The organism is Microbulbifer mixtoriginis (SeqCode), from assembly GCF_052466765.1.
Window position 1 is genome coordinate 2,021,068 of record NZ_CP174289.1, and the last position, 25,720, is coordinate 2,046,787.

The following is a 25,720-nucleotide window of genomic DNA, read 5'->3' on the forward strand; positions in this document are numbered from 1 at the left end:
TGTAACTTTAGCCCTATGATCAAATTTATTATGAAAATTCAACACTTCAACAAGGTATAACAATTATTTATATAAAAAATTCCAAATTAAACTAATGTTTCTCCGCCATTATGATCTTATGAACTCTCTGAATTAGACCTATAAGATTGAATGAGATACCGGTAAACCCCCAGGGAATAAGTAAATGGCCGGTGACAAAATCGAGGAAATCACAATGAGCGAAATCATTTGGCCTCAGGGCTTTGTTCCAGAATTTACCGATAACTATTGCTCTAATGAGCTAATTGTCGCAGGATTATCTACTTTGGATATATGGCCATTACTCAACACCCCATCGCTATGGCCCCGCTACTATACAAACTCTGCCAATATCCAATTCCAGGATGGGTTGGGGCCTGAATTGAGAGAGGGAACCCGGTTTTCATTTGAAACTTTCGGCTTTCCGGTTGAAGCGCGCTGTGTAGAATACGTTGCCCCGGTCAAAGGGCAGCCCGCGCGAGTAGCTTGGCATGGATGGGCTGGTGAGGGAGGTGCTCGCCTAGATGTTCACCACGCCTGGTTGATAGAAGATCTATCCGGCGACCGAGTACGTATCCTCACCCAGGAAACACAGAATGGTTTACCTGCCATTGAATTAGCGAAAACGCGACCTAACCCTATGATTAATGGCCATCAAGATTGGCTAGAGGGCCTGAGAACAGAGGCACTTAAGATTAAAGGAAGAAAATAATGAAAGCACTGACACTAAAAGCACCTGGCGGTCTTGAAAACATCTCCCTGAGTGAAATTGATGACCCCGGCAAACCGGGGCCTGGGCAGATCCGTGTTGCCATTGGCGCATCTTCGCTCAACTTCCATGATTTGCTGGTTGCCGACGGCAGTATATCTACCGAAGATGGCCGTATTTTAATGTCTGATGGTGCAGGAACAGTTGAGGCCGTTGGTGAGGGTGTCACCGAATTTAAGATCGGTGATTCCGTGGTTTCCTGCTTTTTTCCCCAATGGCAGGCAGGGCCGGCATGTCACAATGTTTGGGGCTTCGCCAATACACCCGGAGATGGCATTGATGGAATGGCAGCCCAGCATGTAGTACGTGATGCCACTGCATTTACCCTGGCACCCAAGGGCTGGAGTCATACTGAATCTGCCACTATTACCACAGCGGGCCTCACGGCCTGGAGGGCCTTGGTCAGCGATGGCAAGGTTAAACCAGGAGATATAATTTTAACCCTTGGTACTGGCGGCGTATCTATTGCCGTAATTCAAATTGCCAATATGTTGGGCGCCCAAGTAATTGTGACCTCATCCTCCGATGAGAAACTAGAACGCGCCAAGAAGCTGGGGGCAACTCACGGGATTAATTATAAGACCCATACACAGTGGTCAGAAAAAGTACTGGAGTTAACCCATGGCAAAGGGGCCGATCATATTATCGAGGTGGGTGGGCCCGCCACTTTGGAACAATCCATTCAGTCGGTTAGGGTGGGGGGGCACATTTCCCTCATTGGGGTGCTAACTGGCAGAGAGGGAGAAGTCCCAACAGCATTACTGATGGGAAAACAGGCACGCCTACAAGGGCTGGTTGTGGGAAATCGCCGTGAACAGCAGAATTATGTTGCGGCATTGGAAAGTAATACAGTACATCCAGTTATCGATAAGACATTTCCATTTGCCAATCTTGAGGAGGCTTTTGAGTACCAAACCAGCGGTTCACATTTCGGTAAGATTTGTGTGGAGTGGTAATCGTTTATTTTAAAGAGCTATTCTCTAGAAAACGATTAATACACTGCTATCAGCATTTATTATGAATAAACTCATGAATGCGCTCAATGAGTATTGAAACCTAATAAGATTTCGAGTGCAGTGTATTATTTTTTCAGTACAATAAAAGTCAATATTTCCTATGACTTTACCTGATTTTCACGATCCTTTTCTTGAATATGATTTAGTAACTGTAATAGTGCTCCGTCCCTACCCTGCTTATAGTCACGCCAGCTTGTCGTCATCGGAAAATCAGGGTAGAGCGCATCGGTAGGAGATTGAATAAAGCGATAATAGCGCTTGGCAATACTTATCTCTCTCTTCGAGTTTTTAAGCTTAAAACGGTTAGTTTCAGAGGCTATATTAGGATCGGCGCCTGTCGGAGTACCCACCAAGTTGGCATTGAGAATTTGCTGATACTGGGCCGCATTACTCATCGCTGCTGATTGAGTACCTTCATCAATCATTACATATATACCATTGCGCCAATCGAATTGATCCAAATTTTGAATACAGGAGGAGAGAGCCAAGCCTACGTAAAAATCCCCACCATGATTATCTCGAAAATCGATAACAAGATTCTGAACTCTACTACCACGTATGATATCAACAATATTCTCACACTGCTCTTGAAGATCACTGAAATCCGGATAACTATCAAAGTCCACGTAAACTGCGTCGTACTTTCCTAGTAAAGCCAGGCGGATACCAGACAGGTCGATATTAAAATAATTAATATCAGGAACCAAAACCGGATACTGTGTATTCAGCCCACCAAATTTTTCCATAGGCACAGAGTGCACTTTCATTGAGATAGATCTACCATCTTTTAAAAACTGGTAAGTCACCTCATCTTGTCCATCACTAATGCCAGTTCCATAAAGAAACTTTGCCAAAGTGATATGAAGACTGAAGGAAAACCTAAAGCTATAGGGGTTATCTACATAATTTACAAAAGGAGCAAGCTGCTGCTCTAATTTAGGTATGCTATAACCATTAACAGCTGTAAGCTCCGCTCCCTGCAAGAAACTGTATTTTGCTATTGAATCTACAACCTTAAGTTTATCAACGAAGTATTTAAATCGAAATGGGTAATGCCTATGGGGCCCAGACATCATATTGTAGAAGGTGTGACCATCTCCAATACTACGCATTAAACGCATTATTCCCACCTCTACTTCTGCTTCATTCATATCTGGCAGAGATTTAAGTAGATTATGGATTTGCTCATAGAATTCATATTTATCAATATTAACAAACGGATCTATATGATGTGTCTCAATTAATTTCTGTAATTGCTGTATATCTTCCTTCCACAAACTAACCTCCTCAGTTTCAAGCGTGTAGGCTTTATATGAAAAAAATAACAAGTAGATAATTAAAAATAATCTTTGTTTCATGCTTGATTCCGACTGAAATATGAGGGGGAGACTCCAAACTGAAGGTGAAAGGCCCGGCGAAAACTATCGTAACTGGAAAAGCCCACTCTTAGAGCCACTTGCTCCAAGCTCAAGGACTCGCAGGTAATCAGGTCCCGCGCCCGGTTGAGGCGAATTTGATTTAAATACTGGCTAGGCGTGCTGTGTAAATGACGCTTGAACAAGCGTGTTAACTGGCGCTCACTGATAGATATTCTCTCGGCCATATCGGAGACATTGATAGGTTTTTGGTAATCTTGAGCTAACCACTCCAGCAATGGGTTGAGACGCATGCTATCGCCAGATTGTACTTGTAATAAGTCTGAGTACTGCGCCTGGCCACCACGGCGCTGTAGATAGACCACCAGCTCTTTGGCAACACTCGCAGCAATAGTATTGCCGTGGTCTCTGCGGATGATCTCTAAGGCTAGGTCGACGCCAGATAAAACACCGGCGGAAGACCAAATTCCTTCACTTTCAATAAACAGCGGGTCTTCTTCTACTTGATAATTAACCGCCTGTTGTGCCAATTGTCGGCAGTGTCGCCAATGTGTAGTAACTCTATGACTCTGTTCAGGAAAAATCTTTGCCAGTATAAAAGCACCGGTACAGATACTCATTACCCTATGGGCATTTTCAGCTATCAGTCTCAAAGCATTGAGTTGCTTCGAGTTCAGTTCCAATTGCCGCATTCCAACACCGCCACAAATGACCAAGTAATCGACTTGTGGTAATTCAAAGATATCGCAGTCTACAGAAAGGGATTGTCCATATGCTGTTTCAACAACCCCTGAAGACAAACCTAATAAATAGCAAGAATAGGCCTCACTGATAAAACTGTTAGTCTCCATAAATGCATCCAAGGGGCCAAATAAGTCCAGGGCCTGAAAACCATCGGCAATGAAAAAACCAATCTTTCTGCTCATAGTAATTCCTCCTTGTACCTATTCTACTCCTCTAGAAATGTCACAAAAGACGCAATTACGACAAAAACAGACATGCCGATTGCAACGCAAAATACGCTGTGGTTAACAGCTTCATTTTCCATGCCATCTTATGTACTCGTGTCGCAAGCCACAGATTTTCGCTATTCATAAGTACTCATTCCTTCAAATTTCTCCTTTTATAGTTTCAACTGAGAACCGTCGAAGCGGATAATCAAATGAAGATATTGCAAAGCAAAGAAATCCGTATGGGGATAATTGAGAATTCATGAGGGAAAATAGGTTTAGCAGAGTGACCGGTATAGACCTGCCACTCTGCTGTGAGAGAGTATAGATGGACAAAACTCTGGTATAGATCACTACAGCTCTGTAGCCGACTTAGTTATACTTCCCGAGTGACAGCTTAGTGCCTCGATTACCCCGACTTCGGCCAAAGAACAAGATTTATGCTCTTTTCATCTGCCCTACTAGCCATGGTTATGGCCACCACCACACCAAATAATTGTACCGATGGTATTGCCCTGGCAAGGGGGGTAGCCGCCATTGCAAACGAATACCCTTGGTTAAGCGCAAACAAGAAAGACTACGTATTACGTAACTACCATCGTATGTACATCATTGTGCCCAAAAAGCCCGATACTAATATCAAAGGCGGTGGTATGCCAACGGCTACAGTAAGCAAGGAGAACTGTGAGGTAATTAATGTTCACTTAGCTCGTTAATTTATTATCGAACACTAATAAGATGTATTTTTAACCCTGCTTTTTATAAACCAGCATATTATTAGTTTCATCGCATTCCTCCACGATGTTTTTATAGTCTGCGGTCACTTCCAGCAACGCATCAGGATCAAATACCCAATAATTCAGGGTAAAGATGAGGGTTATCGTCGCACCAACGGCTAAGGCTGGGATTGCTTGAACATCATTGGCAAAAGTATCGGGATCGATCAGGTGAGCAAAACTTGCGGCAGCTGCCATTTGCCCGATATTGGTGATATCTACAGCAATCAGGGATTGCCCTGAACCAGAGTCCCAGATTGGATCATGAATTTTGCTCACGATCAGGTCTGGTTTGTCACATACACATAAGCACATGTAGTGATCATCTTCAATTACTCCAAAGGGTGTACCCGCATAACAATTAGCTTTGTCGTCAAATTGATTACCATATAACCAATGGGCCAATGGATCATCATATGGCTTTTCAATAATCTCTGGATTGCGAGTGATTTTACAAACATTGGTTCGTTCAAACTCCTCTGTCATCTCCTTTGTCAGTTCAGATTCTGGTATAGCACCGACCCAAATTGCACAAGTTCTACGGCAGGTCAATGGACCCTGACCTTGATAGAAGTTAGGGTACCAACCAGCATTATAGTTCTGCATACTTATATCCTGAATCGGATCTGCATAACTGATTATCGCCAAAATCAAAGTCAGCAAACTAGCTAAAAAACTGATTATTATTCTCAACATGTTACCCTCCATAAAGTAATCTTTTACTAACTATTTTACCCTTCAGCCATATATCAAATAAAAACTACATTCTATTGGCTGGAGAGATTGTAAAGCGACCTTATGGAATATCTGTATGTAGCCGGAAAATATTGGCGGGATTTAATCTTAAACAGTTGTAGCTCTCCTATTTATCATGATTTTTTAATTTTAAATTCAGTTTTATAATTAAGACACCTCAGCGCTAGAGAAATTTCAAATATAACCAAGATGCAATGCATATATCCTCATCCATCCACATTAACTTATCCTCTTATAATAAAGGGTATTAAACGTGTATTTTTAATACCCTAGCACCCTAATTACTACTGAGTGAGAACATCCGAAAATAAACAGAAAATACTAAAATTCTGCGACGCTGTATAAAACTGCTAATGTAGCTCCAATTGAAAGCATTAGCGGATACACAACAGCTAAGAAAGAATACTTAATCAAAGTCATAATCCAACCTTGCCTATATAAACGCTTTTGCATGATTAAAAGATATACAGGTACCCAAAAGACAAGGATAGATATTAAACTCCACGTGATCTGCTCAACCCATGGATAACCGCCAAACCAACCCTGAACATTAAGTAGAAGAGTCGTCAGCAATAGTGCCAAACTAATAAATGCATGGCTATGTAATGCAACAATTAAGTGTTCCATATATAACCTTCGCTTGAACAGATAAAGCAGCCATAACATGAATGCAAAAATAGGCAGCATAATAAATAGTGTGGAAGGTAAAGAACCAAGGAAAATCTTCTTGAAACGATTGGGATCAGCTTCAACTAGATCACTATTTTTTTCGATCTTTAGCAAGAATTCAGCCACGCTATCCATCAGGGATTGTGGTACACCTGAAAATCTTGGGCGTTCAGCTTTGTTATCCCAGCAAGCTCCACCAATCTTTACACTGCAATGTTCATCCTCTTCACTATCAAAAATATCAACTACCAATTTTGGCTCAGCCCTCTGAAATTCATCGATTATTTCACCAACTTTTTTTGGAGCCTCATTCGGCAAAAACTCAGTCTCGTCATCCTGATTTGGTGTGTCTGATATAGTATTTCTCCCTTCATCAAGGGGCTGCTTTATATCAGATACTTCCTCAACCACAGTCTCATCATTCTCAGATGAATAATCCTTCCAATCAGTGCTAAGCTGAATTGTAAAAAAGGTTGTTATACATAAGAAAATAAACAAACGTACTGGGCTGACATAACGTACCCGCCGTCCAGCAAAATACTCGACTGTTAGAAAACCAGGACGAAACAGCAAAGGCGCCAGAGTGCGTACTATACGCGAATCAAGCGCTAGTAATGTGTCAAAAAAATCCCCGATTATGTTAGAAAATTGGCGCACCATTCCTTTTACAGGCTGACCACAAGAATAACAGTGTGGCCCCAAAAGTTCGGTCTTGCAGTTTGCACATTCAGCAACACTTCCTTTTATATGTTCCACTGTTTCTGAACAACTCATTACCTCTTTCCTTTTTTCTACTTCTAGGTATCAACCATAAAAACGTTCTATTTCTTTGCATCTTATTATGTGAAGAACGTTCAAAAAATACTAACCACTGATCAATTTCTTTTATTTCAAGAATAGCTAAAAACTAGCACTAAAGCTCTGCCAAGCTCCAGAGAACAGTCAAAGCCGCACCCAAGGCCAGCAAAATCAAATAAGCCCCTCCCAGAAAAGAGTATTTACATAAGGTAATAAGCCACCCCTGCTGATATATACGCTTTTGCATCCAAAATAGATAAATGGGGACCCAAATAATTAGCAGAAAAAACAGATTATCAAAAAGTGAAGAGATTACATTGTAATCAGAAAACTTTTCGCTTGCGCTGTAAAACAGATTGGCAGTTAAAATACTTAAACAAATAAAAGCGTGACTGTGCAGTGCAACAATCAAATGCTCCATATAAAGTCGACGTTTGAAGATATAAGCTACCCATAACATCATGGCGAAAATTGGCAACATGATTATTAAAGTAGAAGGCAAGGCTCCCAGAAATGCTTTCTTAAATCGATTTGGATCTTCAGTGACTCGTTCTACATTTTTATGGGCACTGTCTACTTTTTTATTAACCCAATCTTCCAAAGAATCAGGAATCCAGCCAACTTGAAAAAACTCTTCATCTATTTCGGTAATAGTTTCATTTAGCCCCGAAGCAATAGCATCCTTAGTGAAATATTCGGATTGCTTTGATGCCCCTGCAACACCGTTCAGATTGACATTAACTTTATCTAGATCCGTATTCAGTTCGTCTAAACCCGTCTTAATTTCAATGCGTTCTTCAACAAGGTCAGATTCTACCTCCTCTAAATTGATGACCACCAAATTGTCTTCAGCATGTTTTTTTTGGAGGTCTTTTAAATTCTCAACAGCCTGATCAAGACCTCTTTCGGCAGACTCAGTATCCACAACTACAGATTTATTGCCACCAAAGTTAATAGCCCAGTTACTATTAATCTGAGTAACAAAAAAACTGGTGATACAAAGAAAAATAAACAACCTTACAGGACTTACATAGCGGACTCTACGACCTGAAAAATATTCAGTAGTTAAAAATCCAGGTCGAAAGAATAAGGATGGCACTGTTTTCCATGTACGCGAGTCAAATGCCAGTAGAGTGTCAAAAAAGTCTCCAATTATGGAGGAGAAATGACGCACCATCCCCTTGACCGGCTGACCACATTTGTAACAGTGAGGTCCCAAAAGTTCAGTTTCGCAGTTAGCACAACGATTTGATTTTTGAGAAGAATGATTTGCGGATGCCGTAGTACTCATTACCTATTACCCCTCGACATTTAAAATAAATTTCCGAATTACACAAAACGTATTTATGAGCCCAAGTCCCAATTAACGAGCCAAATTAAAAAAACCTAAACTAGTGAAAGTTCACTGATTAAAGCTTTCAAAAGGAATATAATTTCGTGAAAATTTACAGGCGCTGGTCAGGAAAAAATAGAAACGCGCCAATTTTAGGCGCGTTTTGCAAGGCTTTTGGCAGTAATTGCTGGGTATTAATTATCCAGTAGGAAACGAGCAATAGTTCGCAAGCCATGTCCCTTGGCACCAGCGGCCCAAAGGTCATTGGCACTTGGCTGGTAAGAGCCAGAGAGATCTATATGTACCCAGTTGCGGCCCTCCTCCGATACAAAACGAGCAAGGAAGGCCGCCGCAGTTGAAGCCCCAGGGCTACCGTCAGCGCCTATATTAGAAATATCGGCAAAGTTAGAGGGGGTCTGCTCCAGATGGAAGGGCTCCAGTGGCAAGCGCCAGGCCTTCTCATTTTCATGTGCTGCAGCATTCAGTACCTTCTGTGCCATTTCATCTTCAAAGCTGAAGACTGAATTAAAGTCGCGGCCTACAGCCATTTTGGCAGCACCCGTCAGGGTAGCGGCATCCAAAACAAAGCGAGGCTTATCTTCCCCTGCGGCGAGTAGGCCATCCGCTAATACCAGACGCCCTTCCGCATCGGTATTCAGCACTTCGACGGTGACACCATTCTTGTATTCAATAATATCGCCCAACTTAAATGCGTGGCCGGAAACCAGGTTCTCCGCACAGCAAAGGTACAGCTTCACTCTTTTTTCCAGACCACGCGCAATGGCCAGCGCGAGGCCTCCAGTCACCATAGCGGCACCGCCCATATCAGATTTCATGGTGGCCATGTTGCTTGAGGGCTTAATGCTGTAGCCACCGGAATCGAAGGTGATCCCCTTGCCCACCAGACAGATATCCACCTCAGCATCCGCATTGCCTGTAGGGTTGTAGTCGAGCTGTAACATGACCGGCTCGCGCACGCTACCACGGCCCACATTGTGGATACCAACAAAGCCATCGCGCAGCAAGTCATCCCCGGCCACTATGCGATAGTTAACTGCGCTCGGGGCAAGCTTCTGTAGCATTTCCGCCGCGCTCTCCGCCAGCACCCTGGGAGAAACATCATCCGGCGTGCCATTGGTAATCTCGCGGACCCAACACGCAGCATTTTCACGTGCTGCCAGTTCTTTTAGCTCGCCAGCATCCTCGCTGCCCCAGTGGATTTTATTATTGATACGTGGATTAAAATAACCGCCCCAGAAAGCCCAGCGACTTTCGATATCCCAACCCTCACCGCTGAGTATCACCTCATTGATTCCCATGCCATCGAGGCGCCGAGCCGCGCGTTGCGCCGCCACCAGTGCAGCACCTTTGGCCGCACCAATATGGATATGGGCTTCGCTGCCATTAAAACTGAGTAACGCCGCCTCGCCCCAGGGTTCTCCTGCAGTGCCTTCCACCAAATGAACGCGCATAGCTTTTGTCATACAACACCTTTTTTGAAACTTGTGTGCCAATTTTATTGGGATTCACGCTGCATTCTAACAGTACATCAAAAATACTCGACGATTGCGCCGCCACGATGACGGCGGATAAGCTGTTAGAAAGAAACACAATAAACCTTCAGGAAGAAAAGTTTTTAGGGAAAATTCATGGCTGAATCCTGCCGCTACCATTCTAGTGCCGATGCATCCTGGCAGTGCCAACCCTGTCAGCGCAAATACTGTAGCGAATGTATCCCAGGCTCCAGTGCCAACTATCAGGGCCTTGGACCCGAGTGTCCGTTGTGTCGCGATCCAGTGGAGTATATCGGTGCCAGCAACAGTGCTAAGCCCTTTTGGCAGGTGGGAATTTTTTATTTTCTCTACGCCTTAAAACCAGGCCCCCTGGCGATCATAGCACTGGCAGCTGCAGCCAGTTTACTAATCTCAGGCCTGGGTCTTTTAGCAATCGTGGCCCTGGTGGGCATCGTTGCCCTGGTGAGCCGCTACAACTTGCTGGTTATCGAGCGGCTTGCCAGTGGCCAGTTGGAAGCTCCCGGAATTGGCGATGCCCTGGACGGTAATAGTGCACCGCTGTTCTTGAAAGTCATCGCTATGACCTTGATTGCCGGTTTTGTTGGTTACAAACTCTTCTTTTTCGGTATGGGTGCCGTGCAGCTTTATGCTTTTGCCCTCTTCCTATTTGCGCCGGCAGCGATGATTGTACTGGCCCTTGAACACAGCCTGCGTGCGGCGATCAATCCACTTAAGTTACTACAATTCACTTTGATTATCGGCTGGCCCTACTGGCTGTTGTGGATTACCACCACTGCGGTTTCCGCTGCACCCAATCTGCTGATGGCCATTGCCATTGAAAAGCTACCCCCCTGGTCCCTGGGCCCGGTGATTGCAGCCACAACTACCTATTTCTATATCGTAACTAGCGCCATGATGGGTTACATCTGCCTGTCGCGGCAGCAAAAACTGGGTATTCAGGCCGAACTGGATGATGAAAGTACCTTTCTGGAAGAGGATGAATTCAACCGCGCACGCGCTTTGGCCGATGCACAGATTTTAATGCGCGAATCGAATCTTCCAGCCGCACGTCAGGCGCTGGTAGATGGCTTGCGCCGCTACCCCAATGATGAAGCCCTCAACGAACGCTACTACCGCTTGCTACTGGCAACCCAGGACCAAAAAGCCCTGCGGGAACTTGGCCCCCATTTACTGGATAAGTTCATACAACTCAACCGGCCACACAAAGCGGCGGAACTTTACCTGGCCACCGAGCCGGCCCCCCCTATTGTAAAACCCGAGCTTCGCCACACCCTAGCCAAGGTGCTCTATCAACAGCACAAATACCAGCTGGCGGCGCAATTATTGAACAATCTACACAAGGAAAGTTATCTACAGCTGGATGCGGCTTACCTGCTGCTGGCACAGGTATATATGGATGGGCTGAACCGCGAAGATCTGGCCAGGAAATTACTGCAATTCATTAGACAGAAATTCCCCAACAGCACTCTACGCAATCAAATCGATACTCTGTGGAAAGTACTAAATAGTTCAGAGAACACACACCAATAAATTCACAGGGTCAAAGAGTCAGCAGCCCTTACCGATAGCACGTTTCCAGGAGAGGGTTGCGTGCTTTCTCTATCCGTTTATTCCACCCGGTAGAAAATCAGAAGCAATCTCACCAGTGCTTTAAAGCCCTATTCCATAGATAGAGGCAGCGGGCAAAGCCATTATAGATTTTGTTAAGACACCATCGCAGACCCGGTGTTTTTGACAACCTTGCTTTCCACTGTTCACTGGGAGAGTTCTCCCAAATCGCTATAAATGCTTCGTAACCCACTCGCAGGTGCCCCTGTGTATCAATCACGTGCAAGCGCTCTCGCACAAATTCCAGGTCCACATCGAGCTGCTGTGCTTTGGCATTATCAAGGTGAACATCTTCCCACTCCACACCGCAAGTGGTGTTTTTCTTCTTCTGAGCACGGATACCCGCATCGCATACCGGACAGGCAGAATTGTAGAAAACACGTACTTTTGTGGCCATACAGAATCTCTGTCTGTGGAGTTAACGAGGGTGCTCGATATCTTTATGATCCACTAGTTCCCACGGTAACCCCTTATTACGGTAAATCCTCTTATTCTTATTGGGGTAGTCTGCTACATCATGATCCAGGCGCTGGCCCACTACGATACAGCGCAGAATATCGTTTCCGGTATTTTTCATCACATGGGGAAGGCCATTAGCCGGATATCCGATAAAGTCCCCTTCACCCACTATATAGTTTTCTTCGCCGATGAATACTGAAGCCTGCCCCTGCAGGATATAGACACATTCATCTTCAAATTTGTGGCAGTGATACTCTGTGGATTCGTACCCAGGCTCTATTTCAATAATGTGAAAGCCAAAGCCACTTATCCCGGTCATGTCTCCCAAGGATTTATTGCGGCGCACTGCATTCGGGTTGAGGAAGTGCACCTTGTGCTCCCCCTCCATATCCAGGATTTGTTCTTTTTTAAGAATATATTTATTCATATGGCTCCCCTGCCAATTTGATCTTATGGATGCTTACTGGGATCTGTCTAACTGCCAATGTATTTTAATAAACAGGTTTTTATCCTCTAGGGCTGTCCAGATATTTCCATCCCCTGGGTTAACGCCTTCATTTCCCGCGCACGCCCCTCCTCGCCCAGACGTCGGTAATAATTCACCAGAGTCATACCTAATTTGGGTATCAATGGGTGCTGTACTCTTTGCGCAATAAGCTTGTTCAAGAGTTCATCGAGCCAGGGCCAGTTTTTGGCTTCAGCAGCGCGGCGCGCCATCAGCAGGCAAGTTTTGGCAGTTAGGGCTCGAGGCTTCTGCGTAGTTTGCAGGTAACTGTAATAACCGGAGGAAATAATACGAGCATCAACTGTTGGGTTGGCCGCCTGGGTAAATAGCGCCAAATTGGCTCGGTGATACGCCTCACTATCGGGATTAATCGCGGTCAACTCGATAAAGCGCTGTATCAGCGGTAGGTGGTCGGGATACTGACGTACTGCGGAGGCCGCAGCCTCTGCGGCTTCGAGCAGCTTACCCTCTTCCTGGAATCGATCGATGCGCGCCAGCGCGCTCTTTTGCGGGGATGGTAGTTCCTCTTCTTCCTGCGGCATCGCCTTTAACGGTGGTCGCCAGTAAATCAGCAGTAAGGCCAGAACAAATCCAGCCAGCAAGCCGCCGGTATGGGCCCAATAGGCGATCCCGGCATCACCATATAGGTAGCCAAACACTTCCTTACCCAGCCACAGGGGCAACACCATCAGAGCCGGCGCACTGAACTCGCCAAACATAAATCCGATGGTGTAAAAAAAGCGCAAGCGCCGCACTCCGTATATAGCAACGAACATCCCCATAATCGCCGATACAGCGCCAGAAGCACCGACCATAGGTACATAACTGTCCGATTCAACCAACATATGCAGGCTAGCTGCAGCCAAGCCACCGAGAAGATAGAGGGTGATAAACCAAAGCCCCCCCAGCGCCAGCTCAACCGATAAGCCAAACAGCAGCAAAAACACCATATTGCCAATCAGGTGATCCCAGCTGCCGTGTAAAAACATATGACCAAAAAGTCCAGCCGCGCTGGGCTCCGCCGGCGTCAGACCCAGGGCCATGCTGCTAATCTTGTCGCGCAGCCCGGCAAAATGCTGGCGCTGCTGTAACCACTGGGTTTGCCCCTCCTGTTCTAGCCGGGGTAGTAACCACTGGTGAAATTCCGTATTCCACAGTAGTTCCCGATAGACAAATTCCTCGCCCTCCACATCCATCTGCAGGCGCCACTCGGGATGCTCCTCATTGACATAAATCAGGAAGCGCTGCTCCTCCAGATCCGGTAAGTCACTGTCGAAGTAATATTCCTCAGCCTGCTGCCAGCGGGCATCGTCACCGCCCTGGTAGAACATAAATACCAGTAAGTTGGCGAGGATTAGCACAAAGCACATCAGAGGAGGTCGGCGCCAGTCTGGTTTATTCTGGATCGGGATTATCAGCACGGGCAGTTCCTTGTAGATATTGCACGAACGCCCAATAGCAAAACGCTGCAATAAAAATAACAGGGATGGGGCCGACATCACCGTCGGCCGTTTGGAAAATACTACGCCTGTTCACCGCAACTCAAGCCCGATTCTCTCCCTGGGTTACTACTTTCTCCCTGCGCGAGTAATCATTGCCGGTGCATCCCAACTGCGCAGGTGCAGATCCCGCTGTGGGAAAGGCACCTCGATACCCTTTTCACGAAATTCCCGTAACAGTTCTAAATTGTAAAGCGCATAGGAGTCACCCAGAGATGTGACCATGTTACTATTCACCCATACCACCAGCTTAAAATTCAGCGCGCTATCGCCAAATTCCATCAGCCAGACTTCAGTTTTACGCTTCCAGTCGGTATGAGTGATATTGACCCGCGAGGCGGCCTCCAGTGCAGCTTCCCGCACCAAGTCTGGATCGGAGGCATAGGAAACACCAAAGGACACATGAATACGACGCACCGGGTCATCGAGGGTATGGTTAATCACCCGCCCAGCGACAAACTCGGTATTCGGTACCAGGATATCCACATTGTCGCGGGTGGTGATACGGGTTGAACGCACATTGATATCGCGGATTCGGCCAAAAACACCGGACTCCAGCTCTACCAAGTCCCCAACCTTCAAGGGCCTTTCGAACAGTAAAATAAGCCCGGAAATGAAATTGGAAAAAATAGCCTGCAAGCCAAAACCAATACCTACAGATAGGGCTCCAGCCACCAGTGCCAGCTTGGAGGTATCCAGGCCGAGCATACTCAACACCACAATCAGGGCGACGCCGATATAGGTGTAGTGCAATACGCGACTCAGGTTATACATGGAGGATTCGCTGGCGTGTTCCCTGCGTACCAGCCGGCGTAGGAAGGCGCGAGTCAGCACCGACAGCAACCAGGCGCAGACCAACACAAATGCCATCCTGGCAATCAGGCGCAACGTGATCGGGTTTTGCGCGATAGTAAACAGCTGGTAATCCGCCAGAGTGCGCCAGCGTTTGTATACCTGGCGGCCGGTTAGCGCCAAACGTTCGCGAACCGTGGCCCACCAGCCCTGGCGCTCACGGTAAACTTCAAGTTGGGCCTTCTCGTAACGCTGGATATCCTGCTCCAAGTCGTTGGCCCGCGCCAGACCACTGCCGATCCGTTCAAAGTAGGCCCACCAACGGCTCAGATCGGCACTTTCCTCCTCATCGCGCCAAGCCACCACCTGCCGCTGTCGGATCGCCAGCTCCCGCGAAGTGCTATCGATCACCGCATTGGCATTCTCCAGCAGCTCGCGACTGACAACCAATGTCTCCTCGCCAGTTTCTGGATTCAATACGCGGTTGATGGATTGCAGTAACTCACTCTTGCGCTTACCCAGGTGTTCCTCTAAAAGGTCCACCTCCAGCTGCATCAGGGTGAGGTCCTTTTTCATATTGACGTCGGGGTCAGTGGAGGGCTCGGTAGTGCTCTGGATACTGGTGCGGGTAGCGGCGATACGCTCAATTTTCTTATCGCTGTCGGTGATGGATTTCTCCAGCTTTTCGGCATCCTTCTCACTGAACTGCAGGTCGTCGAGCATACCGCGCAGCTTGGTTTCCGACAGTTCGATTTTTTCCTGCCAGGTGCCGAGAAACTCATTCACCGTATCCAGCTGCTCAATAATATTCAGGTGATTGATCTGCGCCAATAACAGCGCTTGTGCCGCCTGATCTTCTTCCTCACCTTTGGCATCACGCAGCACAATTACCTGCTTGCGCAACTGCGCCAAGGATTGCGATCGGCTAGCGCGCAGCTGCCGCGCCTCTAGCTGCACACCACTCAGGCGGCGTTGACCGCGGCTAATGGCCGCATCGGCGCGGGCCCAGTCGAGTACACTAGGGTTTTCCGGAAACTTCACCTCCGGCATTAACTCAACTTTTAAATACTCCTGCCGCTTCTTCCAGGTGACCTCCACCCCCTCCAGGCTCTGGGTAATTTTTTTCGCCCCTTTTTGCAGCGCCTCATCCTCTTCAGGTAATTCTTGCTGCCACTCTTGCCAACCCTTTTTAATGGCCTGTAGCCACTCTCGTCGCTGCTCCGGCGATGCATTGGTCCAGCCGGTCCACCAATCTGCAGAAGGATCGGCAAACTCAGGCACCACCGCCTTGAATTCCTTGGGCTTGGAACCGGGTAACTGGGCACTAGCGGCCAGAGAGCAAAGGGCGAAAAAAATCAGGCAGAAGGCGATCGGAAAAAAGTGGGAAAGTCGTTGCCCGGTGCGAGTCTTAGGCTTATCAGTAAAGAAGTAACCACCAACACCCAGCATAAAATACACATCTGTCCGTGAAGCAGTATCAGCAAGGGGAAGACCTTGCCCTTAGGGGCTTATTTCTTGAGTGTAGCCGAGAGCGGCCAGGCTCTCGGCTCTTCAACTTAAAGGGGCTCAGTAGCGTCTGCGCCCATAGCTGCGCATACAATTGAGGTATTGTCTGCGATAGGCGCGAGTACTAACCACAGATACTCTTCCAGGTCTATGCACACTTCTCACCAGATTGGCTGCTCTGGCCTTGCAAAACACTTCCCTACGGCCGAGATTTCTGTCAGGGCGGCGGACATTTCTCGAATGACGTAGCTGGCTGACATTGCGGGAGGATTCGTATTTAGGAGGATAGGCTCGGGTAGATTCGTAATTGGGCGGATAGGCACGCGGGTAAATTCTTACTTCGGGTGCTAGGGGATTGCGATTGTAATTGCGCCAATTGGCCGGAGGGGTAACCACCACAAATTGGTTGTCTTTAGGGTCAAACTCGAAGAAAGTGCCATTCCCCGCTCGCCGGTAATCCTTGCCACCGAGGTAAAAGGATGTGCCTGTTGGTACTTCCGGCACTCTAGCCCCGAGTGGTGGCTCCACACGGGTGTAACCATCTGGTCCCTGCCGGTAGAAATATCCATCTGCATAGAAATAAATTTCATTGTTGGCTTCGATAAGGCGCGCCCCGTCCAGAAGGGGCACCACCTGCGTCTCCGCGAGAGGTGCTGAGGCAATCGTCAGTAACAGCAGCGCAAGCAGGAAACGCATAAGACACCTCTACGAGCAAGTAAATGTCGCAGAAGTGTATTGTCATGGAACTCTGTTCCCCAACTTAATTGAAAGAGACTGGTATCAATATTTCAGTCAGCCACCGCCAGAACACTGCTGTCATCTTTATCGCGCACCACCTCTGATAATATCTTCACCTCCTGCCCCGGCTGCAGGCGCTCGGCACCGCGCACAATAACCCGATCGCCATCAGCGAGTTCACCGTAAACGGCTATCCACTCTCCATCACCGCTGCCAACACGAACCGACAAACGCTCCGCTTTATCCTCTTTATCCACACGGTAAACAAAGGTTTCGCCATTGCGTAACACCAAGGCGTCACGCGGAACTGCCATGGTGTCGCGGGCCTCAGACAGGGGGACTGCCACCTGTACCGGCATGCCCACTACCCAGTCCCACTGCTGTGAAGCCTTGCCGGGCAGCTGCACCATCAGCTTAACTCTGCGAGAGTTTTCGCTGGCCACAGGTACATACTGGCGCACATGACCGCTGATAATCCGTGCTTTGGCGCGCTCACTCTCGGAGAGGGACAAGGCATCGCTTCGCACCGAAATACTGTCGCCGGCACCAATCAGGGGCAGAGCAGCCAACGGAATATCTGCCTCCACCTCCAGCTGGGACATATCCAGCGCGCGTAACAGCTCGGAGCCGGTGCGGACATATTCCCCCGCCTGCAACTCGCGACTCACCACCAGGGTATCGAAGGGGGCGTCAATGTTGGTCTTACCAAGTTCATAGGCGCGCCTGTCCCGCTCAATCTGTGCGGCTAACAGATCCTGGGCCATCGCCTCGCGCTCGGCCTGCTGTTCCTCCAGCGCTGCACGGGAGGTGCTGTTGGTTTCCGCCAGTTTACTCAGTCGATGCAGCTGCGCGTCCAGGTAGGTGAGACGCGCCTTCAGCTGGGCAATACGACTTTCACTATTGCGCAACTGCAGGCGCCAATGGGTTCCATCCAACTGCGCCAGGCGCTCACCTTTTTTTACCAAGCTACCAGGCTCAGCAACAAACTCCAACACGCCATCCAGTTCAGAGGAAATACGTATATCGCGACGGCTCACCACCTCCCCGGCGGACCACTGGCTAGCTGCCATCTGGCGGGTCTCAGCCCGATCCACAGTGACCGCCACGGCGCCACTCTGGGCCAAAACCTGTCCCACAGAGGTGAGGGACAGGACAACTCCGGCAAGTAACTTTTTCATTGGGAACTCCTCAGGGCCAGTCTTTGACGCAAGCCGGTAAATTGCGGCACAGGCAGGCGACCGGTCTGTAACAGCGCCGGTAATAAAATCAAGGTAAACAGAGTACTGACCGCCATTCCACCGACAATCACGGCAGCCAGACCGCGGTAGATCACACTTCCTTCGCCCGGAGCTACCAACAGGGGCAACATGCCGAATACGCTGGTCAAGGTACTCATAAAGATCGGCCGCAGGCGCAGGCGCAACGCCTGTTCCACCGCCTCTATCCGACTAGCGCCCGCGCCTTCCGCTGAGCGGGTCTGGTGTACTAACAAGATGGCGTTATTCACTACCAACCCCAGCAGAATAACGAAACCAATCATGGTGAGAAGATCGAGGGGCTGGAAGCTGATCAAATTCAGCAACTGCAGTGCCAAGACCCCGCCGACAGTAGCCAGCGGTACGGTTAACAGCACCAGCCCAGCATCGCGCAGTGAACGAAACAAAGCGCTCATCAGCAGGAACAGAATCAACAGCGCCAACAGGAAGTTCTGTGAAAGGGATACCAGAGCTTTATCCAAATCACTAGCGTTCCCCCCCACCAGAATACTGCCATCCTCGGGCAGAGCCTCGCGAATTTTCGGCAGCACCTCTTCCTCAAGCTGGGCACGTACTTCCTCTAGAGAGATGTCATCCGGTGGCACAATATTCAGGGTAATAGTGCGACGACCATCTACTCTACGCAGATTGCCCGGGCCCACGGTGCGCTCCACACTCGCCAACTGGCTCAGCGATACCACCTCTCCACGGGGAGTGACCAACGGCGTATTCTGCAACTGTTCCGGTGTACTCCAAGGCTTGGCCTTGAAAATCATATCCAGGCGTTTTTCCCCGTCAAAGTATTCACCCACATAGAGGCCATTGCCGAGGGTGCGAATCAGCCCCCCCATATCCTGGCGGTTCCAGCCTTGCTCCAGCATGGCGCGGTCGTTAGGGCGCACCGTCAGCTCTGGTTCAGACAGAGACAGACCCGGGTTAGTCTGCACTGGGGTGCCCGGCATCACCTCTTCCACCACTTCAACACCGCGGGCAGCCGCGCGCATTAATCCATCAGCATCACGGGATTGCAGGTGTAGGGCGATATTGCGATCTCCACCAAAGCGGCTAAACAGGTTGCCCCTTGCGGCGAAGCCTTGAAAGTCGGGAATATCTACCAGGATCTCCTCACGCAACAGCGTCTCCATCTCCTTAGCCTGATCCATATCCTTAACACGCACGCCCATATTGCCGCCGCTGGGCCAGGTAATGATGTAGTAGTTTTTGAGAGCCGGCTCCCGCTCACCACTCATAAAGGGTGCCATGCGCCGGTCAAGTTCGTTGACGATATCCTTTTCGATAGTTTTGGTATTTGTAGCCGCGGGGAAATTCATCCATACATCCACCGCATCCCTTTTTACCGGCGGTAAATAATCGAGATTGGGTAATAGGAAATAAGTTGCGGCAATAGGCACCAGCAGAAAGCCACCGATCACCTGCCAGCGACGCGCACGGGTACCGGTCAGTGCCATAACCCGAGTGGCGATTTTCTCCCACACATGAGCCAGGCGATCCTCACTGGAAATCGAGGGCAGCCACAGTTTTGCCGCCAGTGGCACTATGGCAATAGCCGCCAACAGGGAAAATACCACTGCCACTGCAATCGTCAGAGCCAGATCACCAAAGACCTGTCCCTCGACACTGTTGAGGAAAAATACCGGCAGGAAGATCGCTACGGTAGTGGCAGTACTCGCCAGCAATGCACCCCAAACCTGACCGGCGCCCTGTTCCGAGGCCTCCTCTGGATTGCTGCCTTTTTCCCGCAGACGCACAATATTCTCCAACACCACAATTGCCGCATCGAGCACCATACCGGTAGCGAAAGCAAGGCCAGCAAGGGAAATCACATTGACACTGCGCCCAGCGGCGGACATGACAACGAAGGTGGATAAAAGGGAAATGGGAATAGCGGCTGCCACAATCAAAGTAGCGCGCATACGCCGCATAAACCACCAGAGCACCCCCACCGCCAGCAATATGCCCAAAATCATATTACCGCCAAGTAAATTGAGGGCGCGGTAAACGAATACCGAGGCATCGAAGGACTGCACCAGTACCAGCTGTTCGTTTTTCAGCTTGGTCTCATTCAGTTCCTCAACCTTCTGTTTTACCAGCTCCAGAGTGGCAAGCATATTGGCATCGTTTGCGCGGTTGATGCGCATAGAGACAGCCGGATTGCCATTTTGTGTGGCCACTCCGCGGGGCTCAGAGGGCCCTACACGCACCTCGGCAATATCACCGAGGCGCACCGGCTGGCCATCGCGCCACTCTAGCACCAGCTCGGATAAATCCGTCGGCTTGTACTCACCGACAAAACGCAGTGTGTAACGGCGACGCCCGACATCGGTAAAACCACCAGAAACATCTCTTGCCGACGCCAACTGACGGCTGATCGCCGGCAACTGAATACCTAAATCGGCCGCTTTCCAAGGGTCGAAAATAACCTGCAGTTCCTCTTGCGCGGCACGACCGGATTGGGCCTCCACACTTGCCACACCCGGCACAGACTCCAGCTCCGGCCGCAAAACATCCTCAATCAGGCCGGTAAAGTCGTCGAGGTGGTTGGGATTTTCAGGCAGCTTCTGCAAAAAGAAATAAGTAAGTGCATTGGTACCACCGCCCCAACCACCTAGCATTACCCGCGGCGGTTCCGCATCTCGCGGCAGAGGCGGCAAGCTGCTCATACGGCTGATCACATCGATCAGCACCTTGTCCATGTCGGTGCCCATACTGAATTCGAGATTTACCCAAGCACCGCCACGGCCAGCATTGACCTCCATGGTTTCCAGGCCGGTGAGGCCCTGCAGAACCGATTCAATCGGCTCAACAATTTCTGCCTCCACCTCTTTCGGTGCGGCAGCACGCCAGCCCGCCTGGATAACAATACGCGGGCTTTCGATATCGGGGAAAAGCTGTACTGGTAAGCGGCTGGCAAGAAAAGCCCCCAGCAAGACGGCGAACACCACTACCACGCCGGCGGCAGCAGGATTTTTCAGTGCGGCTTTTGTCAGTGCCATTCCATAGGCCCTTAATTATATATTTACGGTTAGTGTGGCAGTGACCCAGACAAGTCCTGATCTATTTCACTGTCTCTGAAAAAACACTGGTGCAGAGATCGTAAACCTGCAGTTAGTATGTTGGTTCGCACCCGGTTTATTTTCTTGGAAAAAATACCATTTTTCTGGGAGTCATAGGCATTATTCCAGACACTCTAGCTCTGGGCCAATAACCGCACTTCCTGTGCCGTGCGATATGCCCGCGGCTGGAGAACAGCGGGCTAGGGAAAGGAAGATTAATGCAATAGGAGTTGCAAACAAGGCCGTTGCGACAAAGTGTCGGGAATATTCGATCAGGTTACTGAGTGAATTTTTATTTCCGCTAGGCGCAAAAATACCTCAAAGAAAATGCTGCACTTTACTCTTATAGCTGCGGCTCATTTTCAGGCACTCACCACTGTCCAACACCAGGTGATATTCACCATTAATATGCGCGCGAATTTCCCGCACACGGCTTAAATTTACGATGGTGGAGCGGTGAATACGCTGAAATAATTTTGGATCCAGCTGTTGCTCCAATTCCTTCATGGTAATACGCATCACATGGGTTTCGCCCTGGGCGTGTACACACATATAGTCCCCGGCAGCGTCAATCCAGTCGATTTCCCGTGCCGGCACTAGGGTGATCTTGCCAGAGTCCTTCACAGCAATTTTATCCGGGTAGGCGCTGCCGGCAAACTGGCCGCTGACCAGTTTCTGCTCCAGCGCCTCCGGGGATTCCTTGGTCAAATCCGCCACTGCCTCCAGCAGCTGCTCGCGCTGTATGGCAATATCCGCCGTGGCCATTTTTTCCCGTGCGCGAGCCAGAGCCAGTTTCAGTCGCTCCTCTTCGATGGGTTTCAATACGTAATCTACCGCGTTGACCTCGAAGGCCTCCACCGCATACTGATCATAAGCCGTTACGAACACCACCTGGGGCAGTTTTTCCAGGGGTATTTGCTGCACCAGCTGCAGACCATTGACGCCAGGCATCTGAATATCCACAAACGCCACATCCGGGTTTAGCTGCAGAATAATTTCCAGAGCCTCGCGGCCGTTGCCGCACTCAGCGACTACATCGACACCGGACATATGCTCCAGGCGCAGGCGCAGGCCGCGACGTGCCAGGGGTTCATCATCGACAATTACTGCGGTCAGGTTTTCAACTGCACTCATCTCGTTATTCCTGTTCATAGGGAATGCGGATATTCACCGACAGCCCACCCTGTGGACGGTTGTGGAAACGCACTCTCTGATCATCGCCATACAGAGCACGCAAGCGCTCACAGGTATTGCGAATACCAACACCGTAACCTTTGCCTATCAGGCGCAACTCCTCTTCCGGCATACCTGGACCATTGTCGCTCACTTCGAGCAGTAACTCCCCTGCGAACACTCGCGCCTTGATATTGATCTCGCCACCGCTCTCCAGTTGAGAGATACCGTATTTAATTGCATTTTCCACCAGAGGTTGCAGTAGTAGGCTGGGCACCAATGCCTGGGGCGAATCGCCCTGCAGATCCAGCCGTACCCCAAGGCGATCGGCAAAGCGTACTTTCTCGATATCCAAATACAACATCAGGGCCTCCACTTCCTTGGCCAGGGTAACCTTTTGCATGGGGTCATTATCGAGAGAATGACGCAAAAACTGAGACAAGCGTGTGACCATATTGTTGGCGGTGCGCCCATCGTTATCCAAGATCAGAGTGGAGATAGCGTTTAGCGTATTGAAGAGAAAGTGGGGATTCAGCTGGTAGCGCAGCATCTTTAACTGGGCCTGATGCGCCATGGATTCCGCACGCAGAGCCTTGGCCCGCTGAGTCTGTGAAGACCGATAATACTTGATGCCGTAATACAGCGCCGCCCAGGTGGTAAGGATCATAAACGAATAGGAGAACCAATACGTAGCCTGCCATACCGGGTGCTCATCGCTCGCCTTACCGTACAACCACAGGGAGCCACCAAACTTGATTGCCGCCCACACAGCGGCTGCGCCAATCACCAGTAGCTGTGAACCAAAGAATCGAGTCACCGGAGGCTTGTTCCATAGGCGCTGAAAGCCGAAACGCATGACTTCACTAAGAAATATCCCGGCGACGGTGGCCACCGCAATATAACCCGAGTGGATCCAATGGTCCTTCACCCAGAAAAAGCTGCCGATAAAAGTCAGCAGCGTGTAGCCGGCCCAACCACTGAGTTGCAGGGCCCAGTACTGGGACCTGTGGCTCGACAGGCGCTCTGAAAGCCACTGAAATGCTTTGTTTCCCATAATCTCCCGCTAGAGGCGTAAAAAGATAACGCCGATTTGACACTTTTGTATGGCTTCATACTAAATGGCACCGATCGCCGGCGAAACACCAACCGGCGCAGCACAGGGACAAACTGCCGCATGACACACTGGTTATTCAAATCCGAACCCGATGAGTACAGCCTGCAAGACCTCGCCGCCGAAGCCAATGGCAGCGGCCGCTGGGATGGTATTCGAAATTACCAGGCGCGCAACTTCTTGCGCGATCAGGTCGCCGTGGGCGATGGGGTGCTGTTCTATCACAGCGCCTGTAAGCTGCCGGCAGTGGTGGGCACCGCCGAGGTAGTGCGCGCCGCCTATGCGGACCCGGCGCAATTCGACCCCGAGAGCAAGTACTTCGACCCCAAGGCCAGCGCCGATAGTCCTCGTTGGTTCTGCGTTGACCTGGCATGGCGCAGCGAATTCAAACGCCCGGTCCCCCTGGCAGAAATCAAGAAGGATCCACAGCTGGTGGAAATGGTACTGGTCAAGCAGGGGCGGTTGTCGATACAGCCTGTGCGCCAGGAAGAGTGGGATTACATCGTGAAATTGGGCCGGCAATAAAACCGGAAGCGAAAACTAGAACGGGGCGGTTACATACCACCCCGAAGTGATTTATCCCAGCTTACGGTTGTTCGTCTCCACCGGGCTCGCCGCCCCTCGGGTAGGGCTGTGCCCGACGTTGTACCAGTCCAGTTGACGAGTCAGTACCATAGTGCAGCCAAGCACCCCGAACACTAACAGCGAGCCCATCAACAGAGCGTAGTCCTCAGCGCTGAGCAGACCATACAAGAGTGCATATAGGGCGGCCAACAACCCGGCGAAACCCAGACCGCGCTGCCAACTGCGCAACACCGCGCTGGCATAAAAACCAATTAGGCCCACGCAGGCTGCGGCGGAAATTATGTAGGCTTTGACGAAAGCGATATGCTCCGACAGAGACAACAGCAGCAGGTAAAACAACGCCAATGCCAAGCCCACCAAGGCATACTGCACCGGATGCACTGCCAGGCGCTTGAGTATTTCAAATAGGAAGAAGGTGGCAAAGGTCAGGGTGATAAACAGCAACGCATATTTAATCGCGCGATCTGTTTTTAGATATTGATCCACCGGGTCGAGGAAGCTCACACCAAAGCGGCTGTTAATCAAGTTATTACAATGATCACTGCCCATACAGCGCCGCAGTATCTCCTCCAAGTTGGTGGCGAAAAAGCTGGTCTGCCATTCCGCAGTAAATCCTTGATCGTTTAAATCTCTACTACTGGGCAGGAAGTTGCCAAAGAAGCTCGGATGCGGCCAATCGGCCCTCATCATTACACGACTGTCACGACCCACCGGTACCAGGCTGAAGTGCTCGGTACCCTGTAGTTTGAGATCGAAGGAAAACGCCAGGGTTTGACCGCCTTCCGAATCCAACATTGGCAGCATAGCGTGCACACCATCACCGAGAATCGGTGCGCGACTGCCCGGAGCAAATTCCAATGTCTGGTTGTTCAAGCGCAATTTCAGATCGTTGCGGATACCGCGAATATCGTTGATACCTACCGATAAGTAAGGCGTGCTAAAGCGGTACTGATCCAAATTCGCTCCCAAGCCCAGTTTCTCCGGCACTCGGAACAAACCACTGACCTTACTATCGCTGTGGTACAGAAGCGCCTCATAGATACCCCGAGCACGCCGCTCGGTTGTCAGGTCGGCATCGAAGACAAAGCGCTCGGGAAGGAAATACAAGTGGCCGCGCTCTTCCCGCTGCTCCTTGTGCCTCTCACCGGTTTTTTCATTGGTTATCCACTTCCAGTATTTCTTGACGTAGGGCACCACTAAAATAGGGCCGGTAATTTGCTGGTTAAAGCTGGAACTGCGGGCAATATCCTTTAACACATCACTCTGGTAACGCTTTCGCTCACTGATCAGGCCATCGATCATGGTCAGTGGAATAAGAAGCAACAAAATCAAAACAGCAATAGCGCCCAATTTAAAAGCCAGGGCTCGGTTCATGGTTCAGACCTCGGTATCCAATTTCGATAACCTCAGTCTGAGCT

At 49.5% G+C, this 25,720-nt stretch carries 21 protein-coding genes; 5 read left to right on the plus strand and 16 right to left on the minus strand.

Annotated features, from left to right (window positions below):
• Nucleotides 1-214: 214 nt before the first annotated feature.
• Nucleotides 215-730: an SRPBCC family protein gene (locus ACJJIV_RS09000; RefSeq protein WP_444891466.1), complete on the plus strand. Its 516-nt coding sequence runs from the start codon at nt 215-217 to the stop codon at nt 728-730.
• Entirely contained in the window at nt 730-1,743 is a 1,014-nt protein-coding gene (locus tag ACJJIV_RS09005) for a zinc-dependent alcohol dehydrogenase family protein (protein WP_444891467.1), read from the plus strand. The genes ACJJIV_RS09000 and ACJJIV_RS09005 overlap by 1 nt, the downstream gene beginning before the upstream one ends.
• 158 nt (nt 1,744-1,901) lie before the next feature.
• Here ACJJIV_RS09005 and ACJJIV_RS09010 read toward each other — a convergent pair whose 3' ends face one another.
• Together ACJJIV_RS09010 and ACJJIV_RS09015 are read right to left on the minus strand one after the other, a co-directional pair.
• A complete protein-coding gene (locus tag ACJJIV_RS09010; protein WP_444891468.1) occupies nt 1,902-3,161 on the minus strand; it encodes a hypothetical protein in 1,260 nt (419 codons plus the stop codon).
• Nucleotides 3,158-4,105 (minus strand): GlxA family transcriptional regulator, encoded by a 948-nt coding sequence (locus ACJJIV_RS09015; protein WP_444891469.1) that lies wholly within the window; start codon nt 4,103-4,105, stop codon nt 3,158-3,160. The genes ACJJIV_RS09010 and ACJJIV_RS09015 overlap by 4 nt, the downstream gene beginning before the upstream one ends.
• A 464-nt stretch (nt 4,106-4,569) precedes the next feature.
• Here ACJJIV_RS09015 and ACJJIV_RS09020 point away from each other — a divergent pair, with 464 nt between their 5' ends.
• Nucleotides 4,570-4,845, plus strand: a complete 276-nt coding sequence (locus ACJJIV_RS09020; RefSeq protein ID WP_252084332.1) for a hypothetical protein — start codon at nt 4,570-4,572, stop codon at nt 4,843-4,845.
• A gap of 30 nt (nt 4,846-4,875) precedes the next feature.
• On the opposite strand, the gene ACJJIV_RS09025 is transcribed toward ACJJIV_RS09020, so the two are convergent.
• From ACJJIV_RS09025 to pepB, 4 genes are all read right to left on the minus strand, one after another.
• A complete protein-coding gene (locus tag ACJJIV_RS09025; RefSeq protein WP_444891470.1) occupies nt 4,876-5,601 on the minus strand; it encodes a CARDB domain-containing protein in 726 nt (241 codons plus the stop codon).
• Between the two features lie 381 nt (nt 5,602-5,982).
• A complete protein-coding gene (locus ACJJIV_RS09030) occupies nt 5,983-7,104 on the minus strand; it encodes a DUF3667 domain-containing protein (protein ID WP_444891471.1) in 1,122 nt (373 codons plus the stop codon).
• Nucleotides 7,105-7,243: 139 nt separating this feature from the next.
• Nucleotides 7,244-8,419, minus strand: a complete 1,176-nt coding sequence (locus ACJJIV_RS09035) for a DUF3667 domain-containing protein (RefSeq protein WP_444891472.1) — start codon at nt 8,417-8,419, stop codon at nt 7,244-7,246.
• 236 nt (nt 8,420-8,655) lie between these two features.
• Complete coding sequence (gene pepB, locus ACJJIV_RS09040) at nt 8,656-9,945, minus strand: aminopeptidase PepB (RefSeq protein WP_444891473.1); 1,290 nt, start codon at nt 9,943-9,945, stop codon at nt 8,656-8,658.
• Nucleotides 9,946-10,110: 165 nt separating this feature from the next.
• On the opposite strand from pepB, the gene ACJJIV_RS09045 reads away from it, so the two are divergent.
• Nucleotides 10,111-11,526 (plus strand): hypothetical protein, encoded by a 1,416-nt coding sequence (locus tag ACJJIV_RS09045; protein WP_444891474.1) that lies wholly within the window; start codon nt 10,111-10,113, stop codon nt 11,524-11,526.
• 109 nt (nt 11,527-11,635) lie between these two features.
• Here the strand turns inward: ACJJIV_RS09045 and ACJJIV_RS09050 are convergent, their stop codons facing one another.
• From ACJJIV_RS09050 to ACJJIV_RS09090, 9 genes are all read right to left on the minus strand, one after another.
• Nucleotides 11,636-12,001, minus strand: a complete 366-nt coding sequence (locus ACJJIV_RS09050) for a thiol-disulfide oxidoreductase DCC family protein (protein ID WP_444883609.1) — start codon at nt 11,999-12,001, stop codon at nt 11,636-11,638.
• 21 nt (nt 12,002-12,022) lie between these two features.
• Nucleotides 12,023-12,490 carry a cupin domain-containing protein gene (locus ACJJIV_RS09055; RefSeq protein ID WP_444883608.1) on the minus strand — a complete coding sequence of 156 codons (468 nt, stop codon included), beginning with the start codon at nt 12,488-12,490 and terminating at the stop codon, nt 12,023-12,025.
• 86 nt (nt 12,491-12,576) lie between these two features.
• A complete protein-coding gene (locus ACJJIV_RS09060) occupies nt 12,577-14,067 on the minus strand; it encodes a rhomboid family intramembrane serine protease (protein ID WP_444891475.1) in 1,491 nt (496 codons plus the stop codon).
• Between the two features lie 69 nt (nt 14,068-14,136).
• On the minus strand, nt 14,137-16,308 hold the full coding sequence (locus tag ACJJIV_RS09065; protein WP_444891708.1) for a mechanosensitive ion channel family protein: 2,172 nt from the start codon (nt 16,306-16,308) through the stop codon (nt 14,137-14,139).
• Nucleotides 16,309-16,425: 117 nt separating this feature from the next.
• Nucleotides 16,426-17,061 (minus strand): DUF6515 family protein, encoded by a 636-nt coding sequence (locus ACJJIV_RS09070; RefSeq protein ID WP_444887887.1) that lies wholly within the window; start codon nt 17,059-17,061, stop codon nt 16,426-16,428.
• Nucleotides 17,062-17,153: 92 nt separating this feature from the next.
• On the minus strand, nt 17,154-18,281 hold the full coding sequence (locus ACJJIV_RS09075) for an efflux RND transporter periplasmic adaptor subunit (RefSeq protein WP_444883605.1): 1,128 nt from the start codon (nt 18,279-18,281) through the stop codon (nt 17,154-17,156).
• On the minus strand, nt 18,278-21,373 hold the full coding sequence (locus ACJJIV_RS09080) for an efflux RND transporter permease subunit (protein WP_444891476.1): 3,096 nt from the start codon (nt 21,371-21,373) through the stop codon (nt 18,278-18,280). Before ACJJIV_RS09080 ends, ACJJIV_RS09075 begins: the two co-directional genes overlap by 4 nt.
• Before the next feature lie 378 nt (nt 21,374-21,751).
• Nucleotides 21,752-22,567, minus strand: coding sequence for a LytR/AlgR family response regulator transcription factor (locus ACJJIV_RS09085; RefSeq protein ID WP_444891477.1), 816 nt, complete (start codon nt 22,565-22,567; stop codon nt 21,752-21,754).
• Nucleotides 22,568-22,571: 4 nt separating this feature from the next.
• Nucleotides 22,572-23,660, minus strand: a complete 1,089-nt coding sequence (locus tag ACJJIV_RS09090) for a sensor histidine kinase (protein WP_252084318.1) — start codon at nt 23,658-23,660, stop codon at nt 22,572-22,574.
• A 120-nt stretch (nt 23,661-23,780) separates the two neighbouring features.
• Between ACJJIV_RS09090 and ACJJIV_RS09095 the strand changes: the two genes are divergently transcribed.
• Complete coding sequence (locus tag ACJJIV_RS09095) at nt 23,781-24,242, plus strand: EVE domain-containing protein (RefSeq protein WP_444891478.1); 462 nt, start codon at nt 23,781-23,783, stop codon at nt 24,240-24,242.
• Nucleotides 24,243-24,293: 51 nt separating this feature from the next.
• Here the strand turns inward: ACJJIV_RS09095 and creD are convergent, their stop codons facing one another.
• The gene (creD, locus tag ACJJIV_RS09100) at nt 24,294-25,676 is read right to left on the minus strand and encodes a cell envelope integrity protein CreD (protein WP_444891479.1); all 1,383 of its coding nucleotides are present in this window, start codon (nt 25,674-25,676) and stop codon (nt 24,294-24,296) included.
• Nucleotides 25,677-25,720 lie beyond the last annotated feature (44 nt).